9 protein-coding genes and 1 pseudogene are annotated in these 9,882 nt (G+C 71.3%); 1 reads left to right on the forward strand and 9 read right to left on the reverse strand.

What is annotated here, in order from left to right; all coding sequences use genetic code 11:
- The 9 genes from H0U68_RS03745 to H0U68_RS03785 form a co-directional block, all read right to left on the reverse strand.
- Positions 1-441, reverse strand: a 441-nt coding sequence (locus H0U68_RS03745; RefSeq protein WP_296352824.1) for a YbfB/YjiJ family MFS transporter, incomplete at its 3' end; no start/stop codon positions are given.
- Positions 438-1,943 carry an aminotransferase class V-fold PLP-dependent enzyme gene (locus tag H0U68_RS03750; RefSeq protein ID WP_296352825.1) on the reverse strand — a complete coding sequence of 502 codons (1,506 nt, stop codon included), beginning with the start codon at positions 1,941-1,943 and terminating at the stop codon, positions 438-440. The genes H0U68_RS03745 and H0U68_RS03750, both read right to left, overlap by 4 nt.
- 11 nt (positions 1,944-1,954) lie before the next feature.
- A complete protein-coding gene (locus H0U68_RS03755; RefSeq protein ID WP_296352826.1) occupies positions 1,955-2,860 on the reverse strand; it encodes a DUF3291 domain-containing protein in 906 nt (301 codons plus the stop codon).
- A gap of 9 nt (positions 2,861-2,869) precedes the next feature.
- Positions 2,870-3,652, reverse strand: coding sequence for a hypothetical protein (locus H0U68_RS03760; protein ID WP_296352827.1), 783 nt, complete (start codon positions 3,650-3,652; stop codon positions 2,870-2,872).
- Complete coding sequence (locus H0U68_RS03765) at positions 3,645-4,715, reverse strand: hypothetical protein (protein ID WP_296352828.1); 1,071 nt, start codon at positions 4,713-4,715, stop codon at positions 3,645-3,647. Before H0U68_RS03765 ends, H0U68_RS03760 begins: the two co-directional genes overlap by 8 nt.
- Positions 4,715-5,803 (reverse strand): class I SAM-dependent methyltransferase, encoded by a 1,089-nt coding sequence (locus H0U68_RS03770; RefSeq protein WP_296352829.1) that lies wholly within the window; start codon positions 5,801-5,803, stop codon positions 4,715-4,717. Before H0U68_RS03770 ends, H0U68_RS03765 begins: the two co-directional genes overlap by 1 nt.
- Before the next feature lie 17 nt (positions 5,804-5,820).
- Positions 5,821-6,906: a Glu/Leu/Phe/Val dehydrogenase dimerization domain-containing protein gene (locus tag H0U68_RS03775; protein ID WP_296352830.1), complete on the reverse strand. Its 1,086-nt coding sequence runs from the start codon at positions 6,904-6,906 to the stop codon at positions 5,821-5,823.
- The gene (locus H0U68_RS03780) at positions 6,903-7,925 is read right to left on the reverse strand and encodes a cysteine synthase family protein (RefSeq protein ID WP_296352831.1); all 1,023 of its coding nucleotides are present in this window, start codon (positions 7,923-7,925) and stop codon (positions 6,903-6,905) included. The genes H0U68_RS03775 and H0U68_RS03780 overlap by 4 nt, the downstream gene beginning before the upstream one ends.
- 181 nt (positions 7,926-8,106) lie before the next feature.
- Entirely contained in the window at positions 8,107-9,333 is a 1,227-nt protein-coding gene (locus H0U68_RS03785; RefSeq protein WP_296352832.1) for a CoA transferase, read from the reverse strand.
- Between the two features lie 82 nt (positions 9,334-9,415).
- Between H0U68_RS03785 and H0U68_RS03790 the strand changes: the two are divergent.
- A pseudogene (locus H0U68_RS03790) lies at positions 9,416-9,882 on the forward strand (hypothetical protein); the annotation flags it as partial.

Genomic DNA, 9,882 nt, shown 5'->3' on the forward strand with positions numbered 1-9,882 from the left:
CGACAGCACCATCCCCAGCGCCACGCCGGTCCACATGACGGCGCTGGCGGCCATGCGCCGCGGCGGCGCCACCGCCTCCAGCGCCGAGCCGATGGCGAACAGCACGCCCATGCCGCCGGCCACGCCGAGGATGACGCGCACCACGGCCAGCGACTCCACCGTGGATGCATAGGACTGCGCCAGCATGCCCGCCGCCACCAGCAGGTGCGCCAGCACGAAGGCCGCGCGCCAGCTCAGGCGCCGCAGCACCATCGGCGCCATGAGCGAGCCGGCCAGGTAGCTGCCCAGGTGCAGCGTGGCGATCGCGCCGTACAGCCCGAACGAGCCGGGCAGCTCCGCCTTGATGGCCGGCAGGGTGAGCCCGTAGCCCAGCCGGGCGATGCCGATGTCCATCGCGAGCGATGCGGCGGCCAGCGCGACCAGCGGGACGGCACGGGTCATCGCGCGGCCAGCTCCGCGCCGACCGCCAGCACCTCGTGCACCAGCGCCTCGGCGTCGGCGATTTCGGTGTTCGGCCCGACGAAGGCCGGCCGGATCACGAACTTGCCGTCCACCACCGCGCTCGAGGGCACGCAGCGGCCGCGCGCGCGCACGCCCTTGAGCACGGCCTCGTTCAGCTGGTCCAGCGCGGGCGACGGCTCGCGCGCGGCGCCGGGCGGGATGTAGCGGAAGGTGCAGATCGACAGCTCGGGTTCGGACACCACTTCCAGGCGCTCGTGGCCGCGCGCCAGTTCGGCGATGCGGCGCGCGCAGTCCAGGTGCCGCGCCACGCGCGCGCGCATGCCGTCCACGCCGATCTCCTTCAGCGCGGCCCACACGGTGAGCCCGCGCGAGCGCGCCGAGAAATCCACCGAGCTGTACAGCGAGCCTTCGCCGAACTCATCGAACGGCGAGCCGACGTCGGCGCGGCTGGAGGGGTCGAAATGGTGGAAGTCGGGCCGGCCGATCACCAGCGAGCGCTGCTGCAGCGCGCCGTCGCGCACGATGGCCGCGCCGCAGCCCAGCGGCACCGCCAGCCACTTGTGCGGGTCCACCGCCATCGAGTCGATCTTGCCCATGTCGCCGTACAGGTGCTTCACGCGGTCGTCCAGCACGCCGAAGCCGCCGTAGGCGCCGTCCACGTGCAGCCACACGCCGCGATCGTGCGCGATCTTCATCATGCGGTCCACCGGGTCGATGGTGCCGGTGCGCACGTCGCCGCCGGTGGCGATCACCGCCACCGGCGTGCAGCCGGCGGCGATGTCTTCGTCCATCATGCGCGCGAGCGCGTCGCAGTCGGCACGGCGCCGGCCGGCGTCCATCGGGACCACCCGCATGGCGTTGGCGCCCAGCCCCAGCACCGACAGCGCGCGCACGCCCACGTCGTGCAGGCTGGAGGTGGCGTACACGCGCGGCTTGGGAATGCAGCCCGCGCCCTCTTCGGTCGGGTTCACGCCGATGCGCTCGCCGGCGTGCTGGCGCGCCGCGGCCAGGCACACCAGGTTGGCGACCGCGCCGCCGCTGGTGAAGGTGCCGCCGCAGCCGGCGCCCATGCCCAGCATCTCGCTGGTCCAGCCGAGCGCCAGCATCTCCAGGAAGTTGCCGGGCGAGGCGTACCAGCGCTGCGCCGCCACCAGGCTGGCGACGAAGCCGGCCACCGCCGGCACGATGGACGGCATGGTGGTGATCCAGCCGGAGAACCCCGGCGCGCCGATGCGCAGGCCGTTGGGAATCACCACCTCGTTCAACGCATCCAGCACCGCCTGCGCGCCCTGCCCCTCGATCGGCAGCGGCTCGTTCAGCGCGCCGCGCCACACCGAGCGCTTGCCGGCCGGGTCGGGGCCGTCCTCGAAGCGCAAGAACGCCTCCAGGGGCGGCAGCACCTGCGCCACCGCCGCGGTGAGCCCGGTGACCATGGCCGCTTCGGTGGTGGGACGCTGGTCGAAAAGATTGCTGCTGGGCACGGGTGCGCTCCTCATGCGGCGGAACTCGGGGTTGCGGGGGTGGCGGAGGTCTCGGAGACAGCTGGGCCGAAGAAGCCCAGCACGCGGCGGATGCGGCCGTCCCTGGCGAAGTCGACGATGTCCAGGCTTTCCGGCAGCCGCGTGCCGTCGGCCTTGGCCACGCACCAGTGGAAGCGGCAGGCGTGGTGGTGCACGTCCACCGTGCTGGTGCGCACCACGCGGCCGCCCGGGTATTTCGCTTGCACCTGGCCGATGTACTCGACCAGGGCGGCGCGGCCGGTTGCCACCTTCACGGGGTCGAGGTAGGTGCCGTCGTCGGTCATCACCTGCGCCAGCATCTGCGTGCGCGTGCCGGCCTCGGGCTCGTTCCAGGCGCCCACGTAGGCGTCGATGCAGCGCCGGGCCTGCGCCGCGCCGATGGGCGCATCGCCCAGCGGCGGCTTGCCCGGCTCCTTCAGGTAGGCCTCGGCGTCTTCGGGCATGTACTTGTCCTTGTAGGTGAAGGCCAGCGGCGTGGCGCCGTTGTTGCGCAGGTACTGCAGGCGGTCCAGCGCCTCCTCCAGCGTGGGCGTGTGGCCGGCCGGGATCCACCACATCGCCACGTTCGGCTCCATCGGCGGGTGGAACCAGTCGCGGCGGCGGCGCAGCGCGCCGGCGTGCTCCGGGCTGCGGTAGACCCAGGCGGCCATCGCGTCGCGGCTTTCCCACACGGTGAAGTTGATGATGCCGTCCTCGCCCAGCGGGCGCAGCGTGGTGGCGCTGCTGTGGCCGTCGGCGATCAGGCGCCAGACGAAGCCCGGCGCCTTGTCGGCCAGGTCGTGGATCGGGTCGATCGCGTTCTTGAAGTCGGCGGTGGCGGGGTGGTCGAACGGCTTTTTCAGCCATGCCACGTTGAACTGGGCGAAGTGGTGGTTCATGTCGGCAGGTCAGCGCAGGTCGGGAAGTGCGGCGAGGAACTGGTGGAGGATGCGGTAGGCGTCCTGGCAACCGGCCAGCGTGCCCAGGGCCGGCAGGGCTTGCGCGACGGGCACCGCATCCGCGCCATGCGCAAGATACTCCCCCAGCAGCCGGCGCGCGTGCGCCAGGTGCGGGGGCACGGGCAGCGCGGCCTGGCGGTCGAATTCGGCGGTGAGCCCGAGCAGGGCGGCGACCACGCCGGCGTCGCCGATGTCCTCGTCGCCGATGCGGACCACGCGGCCCGGAAAACTCGCGCGGAACACGCTTTCCACGCGCGGCGACGAGGTCCCCATGTGCACGCCCAGCAGGCGGCGGCCCCAGCGGTCCGCGCACAGGCCCAGGCGGTGCCGCAGCACCAGCGCGTACACCGAGCGCCCGCGGTACTCCGGCAGCACGTAGGTGCGCCCCAGCACCGGAATGCCGTCCTCGGGCGAATCCCTGGCGACGCGCGGGCTCATCGTTCCCACCGCCACCGCTTCGTCGCGCCCGCCGTTGGGCAGGTGGTAGGTGAACACCGTGCAGGGCCGCCCGCCGGTGAGCATGCGCTCGAACACCTGGTACGCCTGGGCCGCGGGCGCGGCGGCCAGCGCCGGCTGCCACAGGTGCGCGCACTTCTCCTCGCGCAGCCGCCACAGCAGCGGCTCCAGCAGCGGCCGATGCCATTCGGTGGTGACCCGCAGCGACGACGCCAGCGGCGACAGCCGCGCATTGCCAGCGGGGACGGCGAGCGCAACGGCGACGCTGTCAAGCATGCTGGCGCGCCTTGCCGCCATGCGCCGTGGCGCCGATGTACGCGCTGAAGCCGAAACCCTTGGTTTCTTCCACCCACACGCGCTCGCAGCCGCCCTGGCGCAGCAGTTCCTGCCACTCCGAGCCGTACAGGATGCGGGCGTTCTTGATCAGGTGATGGATCAGCACGTTGGACTGTGCATACAGCCAGCGCGTGGGCGAGCAGCTGGCGCGCAGTTCGTGCTCCAGCCGCGGCTGTTCCAGCGACAGGATGCCGGCCGTGTTGGGCGCGGCGGTCAGCACGCGCAGCGCCTGCTCCACCACCGGGATGCCGTGCGACAGGAACTCGTGGAAGTGGCACGAGAAGTACATCACGCGCTGCTCGCCTACCACGCCGCCCAGCCAGCCGGCCGGCTCGAAGGCATTGCCCAGGCGCCAGGAGATGGTGTCCACGCCGCGTTCTTGCGCCAGGCCGCGGGCGAAGTCCAGGCTGTCCTGCTTCACGTCGATGCCGATGTAGCGGCGCCGCTCGCCGCCCGGCGCCGAGGCCAGCTGCGCCATGATGCCGCTGGTGGGGCCGAGCTCCACGATGGTGGTGGCGCCCAGCTCGGTGGCGGCGCGGTCCACCGCTTCGGCCAGCGGCGCGGCCAGCTTGAACAGGCCGTCGGCCGCATGCTCGCCGGCGCGGTGCACGTCCACGCCGTACACCCTGGTCTTGCGCAGCAGCTCGCCCAGGTTCACCCACACCGGGCCCCAGGCGCCGATGCGCACGTCGAACATGTTGTAGACCACGCGCTCGCCGTTGACCTTGGCGTAGCGCGCCACTACCGCGCGGCCGAACTCGGTGAGCCCGAACATGCCCCCGGCGTCCACGCTGACGATCTCGCCGACGTCGGCCGCGTAGTCCAGCACGCTGCGCAGGATGCGTTCGTCCAATTCGAGCGCGGCCGCGAGCTGGCCTGCCGTGGCGCCGTCCTGCAGCTTCTGGAACACGCCGCACTGGTTGAGGTGGAAATAGATCTGCGCCTCGACGTAATGCGTGGCGAGGCGGTGGAACCACTCCTCCGGATCGGCGGCGGTGTCCATCACATGCCGGCGATGTAGATCAGCGAGCCGCCGGTCGGCTTGCCGGGCTCGACGATGGTGCAGCCGGCGTCGCGGAAGATGCCGTGCCAGTCCTCCTGGCCGCGCGGCAGGCCCTGGCCCGAGAGCTGGTGGATCAGCCGGTAGTCCAGCCGGCCGAAGTGCGCGGCCGGCGGCGTCTGCGCGGCGAACGCTTCGGGGTCGCAGGCCTCCACTTCCAGTGCCAGCAGGTGCCGCCCGGGCAGCTGCGTCTTCAGCGCGCGCACCACGTCCACGATGGCCTCGCGCCCGTCGCGGCCGAACTCGTGCAGCATGTACATGCTGGTGACCATCTCCACCGTGTCCAGCGCACCCTGCGGCACCACCAGCGGGCCGGGGCCCACCGCGGCTTCGTGGAACTCCAGCCGGTCGGCCACGCCCCAGGCCTGGGCCGTTTCGCGTGCCTGGCGCAGCGCGGCGCCGGACATGTCCACGCCGATGCCGCGCGCGTCCGGCGCCTGCAGCACCCACTGCAGCAGGAAGTCGCCGGTGCCGCAGCCCAGGTCCAGGCAGACCTTGCCGCGGGTGCCGCGCATGGCGGCGAACACGTCGGGAATGGTGAAGGCGCAGGTGGAGTACGCGGTGCCGGCGGCGGCGTGCCGCGTCGAGCGCCGCAGCGACCCGTCGTTCAGCGGCAACTCGCCGGCCACCACCTTGCCCAGCGAGCGCAGCACGGCGTTGTAGCCGCCGAGATAGACGTTGAGCACGCCGCGCGTGTAGACGTTGAACAGCCGCTTGCCCTTGTCCGTGAGAGCGAAGGTGTCGCTGGCGCCTTGCCGCACCAGCGCGCCGCAGCCGAGCAGGTACTCGACCATCGCCTCGAAGGTGAAGCGGTCGAACTTCAGCGCGGCCGCGGCCTCGCCCATCGAGAACGCGTCCTTGCCGGCCACGTATTCGTAGAAGCCCGCGTCCGACAGGCCGAGCAGCACGTGCGCCATGATGGTCTGCGACATCAGCTGCCGCGCCTCCACCACCGGGTTGGGCTGCTGCTTCATCTGGTCCATGACGCGGCGGCCTTCGTCGCGCAGGTCGTATTGGGTGCTTGTGGTCACTCGTCTCCCCTTCTGGTTCAGTTCGGCAGCACGCTGGCGTACAGGGTCCTGTAGGCGTCGCGCAGCGGCACGCGCGCCTGCCCGGCGTGCTGCAATCCGCCGGCCACGGCCGTGCGGATGTTGTTCTCGATGCGGTCCCACAGCGGGCCCGGCTGCAGGGTGTTGCCGTTCGCCAGCTGCAGCGAGGTCATCGCGGCGCTGGAGCTGGAGCTGATGACGTCGGGCACCACGGGGATGCCGCGCGCGAACAGCACGCCGTTCGCCTCTTCGGTCAGGCCGAAGTTGGACGCTTCGACCACCACGCCCGCCCGGATGGTTCCTGCGAGCGCTTCGGACACCACGTGCGAGCCGGCGGCCAGGAACAGGATGTCGGCCGGTTCGGCCAGCATGGCGTCCCTTGCCATCCAGCTGCCGCCCGCCGCTTCCAGCGAGGCGATGCCGAACGGCCGCCCCGCCTCGCGCGCGGCGAGCACCTGCTCGGCCACCGGCAGGCCGGCGGCGGACACGATGGCGCGGTCCACGTCGGACATGCCCACCACGATGGCGCCGCGCTGCCTGGCGCGCACCGCCACGCCGGCGCCGACGATGCCCGCGCCCTGGATCAGGATGCGCTTGCCCTGCAGCGATCCGGCGGCGGCTTCGGCGGCGATCACCGCGCCCAGGCCCGTCATGTCGCGCACGTATCCGGTGAGATCGCGGATGCGGCCCGGGGCAGCCGGATTGCGCGCCTGCACCAGGTGCAGCTGCGGCTTGCCCAGGTGTTCGTACAGCCGGTCGAGCAGCGCGTCCGACGCGCCCATGTCCTTGCCGAGGATGACCTCTTCGGACAGCGGCGCGCGCCACGCCGCGGCCAGGTCTTTCAGGATGCCGTCGATCTGCGGATGGTCGGGCCGGCAGCACACGCCGGCCTTGGCGCCGCCCACCGGCAGGCCGTGCGCGGCGAGTTTCCAGCTCATGGTGCTGGCCAGCAGGCCCACCTGCGCCAGATCCACCGTGTCGGTGAAGCGGAAGCCGCCGAAGGCCAGCCCGTTGTTCACCCGGTCGACCACCAGCCAGGCCGGCACGCCATGCGTGACGGTGGCATACACCGCCTGCGTGCTCATGCCGGCTGCTCTTTGCGCTCGCGCGCCGGCAGCACCGAGGGGCGCGACTCGACTGCGTGCCCCTGCGCCACCATCCATTCATCGTCCAGAAATTTGCTCAGGTACATGTTGCCGGAATCGGGCAGCAGCACGACAACGTTCTTGCCGGCGAACCGCGGCGCGATCTTCATCGCCACGCACAGCGCGCTGCCGCTGGAGCCGCCGCACAGGATGCCTTCTTCACGCACCAGCCTGCGCGCCGCTTCGAACGATTCGGTGTCGTTCACCTGCACGATGTCGTCGATCACGCTGAAGTCCACCGCCTTCACCAGATAGTCTTCGCCGATGCCTTCCACCTGGTAGACGTTGGGCGTGGACATGCGCTTGTGGTGGAAATGGTCGTGGAACACGCTGCCGATCGGATCGACGCCGATCACCTGCACGGACGGGTTCTTCTCCTTGAGATAGCGCCCCACGCCGCTGATGGTGCCGCCGGTGCCGATGCCGCAGACGAAGGCGTCAATGGCGCCGCCGGTCTGCTCCCAGATCTCGGGGCCGGTGCTCTCGTAGTGCGCCTGCGCGTTCAGCGGGTTGTTGTACTGGTCCGGGTAGATCGCGTGCGGGATCTCCTCGGACAAGGTGCGCGCCACGCTGTAGTAGCTGCGCGGGTCGTCGGCATCCACCGCCGTCGGCGCCACCACCACCTCGGTGCCGAACGCGCGCATGCGCGAGATCTTTTCGCGGCTCATCTTGTCGGGAATGGTCACCACGCAGCGCAGGCCGCGCGCGGCCGCCACCATGCTCATGGCCGCCCCCGTGTTGCCCGACGAATTCTCCACCAGCACCGAGCGCTGCGTGAGCGAGCCGTCCTGCTCCATGCGGGCAACGAGGTATTTCACCAGGCGGTCCTTGACGCTGCCGCCGGGATTCATGAATTCGAGTTTGGCGAAGAGGCGGGCGGGGCACTGGCCCTCCCGCTTGGCGATACGCACCAATGGCGTATTGCCGATGGCATCCATGACGGATTCCAAAGCCTGCATGTCACCCCCTGAGGTGTTGTTCGTTCTGCCCGAGGCTATCTATATAAAGTCTTGTTTGTTAGATAGCAAAAAAGAGCATAACGAAAAGGCGGGGTCGCAACAATAGACAAGCCCCGCATGCTGACATCCCTCGGGTTACAGAGTGCGTCGCGGGCGAACGCCTCACGCGTTTCCGGATGGGCTACGCAGCCGCGTTGACCGGGCCGATCAGCCCGCGCTGCCGCAGCGACGCGATCTCGCCCGTGTCCATGCCGAGCGTGCCGCGCAGCACCTCGTCGGTGTCGCGCCCGAGTTGCGGCGCGGCCGGCACCGGCAGGCGTGCCACGCCTGCGAAGCGCGCGGCGGTGCCGGGCGTGGAGAAGCGTCCCACACCCGGATGCGCGACCGGCGCGAACACGCCGTCGCCCTGCGGCGTGAAGCGGGCGTCCTCGGCCACCGCCTGCTCCACCGAACGGTAGGCGGACCAGCAGACGCCGGCCGCGTCGAACGCCTGCGCGACGTCGGCCAGCGGCCGCGCGGTGCACCAGCCGCCCACGATGCGCGCGATCGCCTCGCGGCCGCGATAGCGGTCGCCTTCGCGCGAAAAATCGAGTTGCTGCGCCTGCGCCGCCTGCGCGAAGTCCGCGTCCAGTCCCGTGGCCCGGACCAGCGAGGTCCACTGGTGCGCCGAGATCGCGGCGACCATCACGCGCTGTCCGTCCGCCGTCGCGAAGTCGTGGCCGAAGGCACCGTACACGTGGTTGCCGAGCACCGGCCGCGCCCGGCCGGTGGCCTGCACCTCGGAGGTGTAGCCGAGCTGGGCCAGCGCGGAGTACGCCACGTCGGCCAGCGACAGCTGGATGTGGCTGCCCTGCCCGGTCGCGTCGCGCCGGCGCAGCGCCGCCAGCAGCGCGACCGCGCCCTGCAGGCCGGTGGCGATGTCCCAGGCCGGCAGCGAATGGTTCACCGGCGCGGCCGCGCCCTGCCCGCCCGTCAGGCAGGGAATGCCGGTCTCGGCGTTCACCGTGTAGTCGACCGCCGAGCGGCCGTCGGCGTGGCCCAGGATGCTCAGCATGATGAGGTCCGGCCGCAGCGCCACCAACGCGTCGTGGCGCAGCCAGGAGGCGCGCAGGTTGGTGCTGAAGATGCCGCTGCCCGGCCCCGGCGCGGTGATCAACCGCAGCGCGAGCGCGCGGCCCTCGGGGCGCGACAGGTCCAGGCAGACCGACTTCTTGGTGTTGTTCAGGCCGGCCCAGTACAGGCTGCCGCCCTCTTCCCCCAGCGGCCAGCGCCGGCTGTCGATGCCACCTTGCAGCGGGTCGATGCGGATCACGGTGGCGCCGTACTGGCCGAACACGTTGCCGCACAGCGGTGCGGCAACGAAGGCGCTGCACTCGACGATGCGCAGGCCGCTGAGGAAGTCGTACATGCGGCAAGGATAGCGGCCAAGTGGTGGCGGGGCGAAGCTGCCGCCTTGCGCGGGGCACAATCGGCGCGTGCAGAAGGACCACATGCAGGCGATCACTGAACATCAACAGCAAGGCGCGGCGCTGCTGCGCCGCGGCGAAACGGCGGCCGACGGCGCGCACGCCTTCCTCGGCCACGCGAAGAAGGCCGTCACGCGGCTGATAAACGACGCGGCTGCGCCCGACGGCCGCGCACGCACCGATGCGCAGCAGCACGCCGTGCACGGCCTGGCCTGGTACGGCACCTGCGTCGCCGCGCTGCAGGAAGCGTTGGCCTGGGGGCAGCGCCTGCGGGAGCACGGCGGCTTCGGCGAACTGGAACAGCTGATGCTGGCGGCGGCCTTCGGCGAATGCCTGTCGCAGCTGCAGGACGGCATTGCCATGTCGCAAAGCGAGACGGTGCGCCCGCGCGACCTCGGCCTGCAGGACGCCGACCTTGCGCCGCTGCGCACGCCCGACGCCGACTGGCTGCGCGCCCATGGCAACACCGCCGCCGCGCGCCAGCGCATCGC

Origin of the sequence: Ramlibacter sp., from assembly GCF_013697775.1 — a bacterium.
Classification (GTDB): Bacteria; Pseudomonadota; Gammaproteobacteria; order Burkholderiales; family Burkholderiaceae_C; genus Ramlibacter.

Excerpts from the sequence above, each read along its gene's own strand:
- H0U68_RS03755 (WP_296352826.1), bottom strand. The coding sequence starts at position 2,860 with ATGAACCACCACTTCGCCCAGTTCAACGTGGCATGGCTGAAAAAGCCG.
- H0U68_RS03785 (WP_296352832.1), bottom strand. The coding sequence starts at position 9,333 with ATGTACGACTTCCTCAGCGGCCTGCGCATCGTCGAGTGCAGCGCCTTC.
- H0U68_RS03780 (WP_296352831.1), bottom strand. The coding sequence starts at position 7,925 with ATGCAGGCTTTGGAATCCGTCATGGATGCCATCGGCAATACGCCATTG.
- H0U68_RS03760 (WP_296352827.1), bottom strand. The coding sequence starts at position 3,652 with ATGCTTGACAGCGTCGCCGTTGCGCTCGCCGTCCCCGCTGGCAATGCG.
- H0U68_RS03765 (WP_296352828.1), bottom strand. The coding sequence starts at position 4,715 with ATGGACACCGCCGCCGATCCGGAGGAGTGGTTCCACCGCCTCGCCACG.
- H0U68_RS03775 (WP_296352830.1), bottom strand. The coding sequence starts at position 6,906 with ATGAGCACGCAGGCGGTGTATGCCACCGTCACGCATGGCGTGCCGGCC.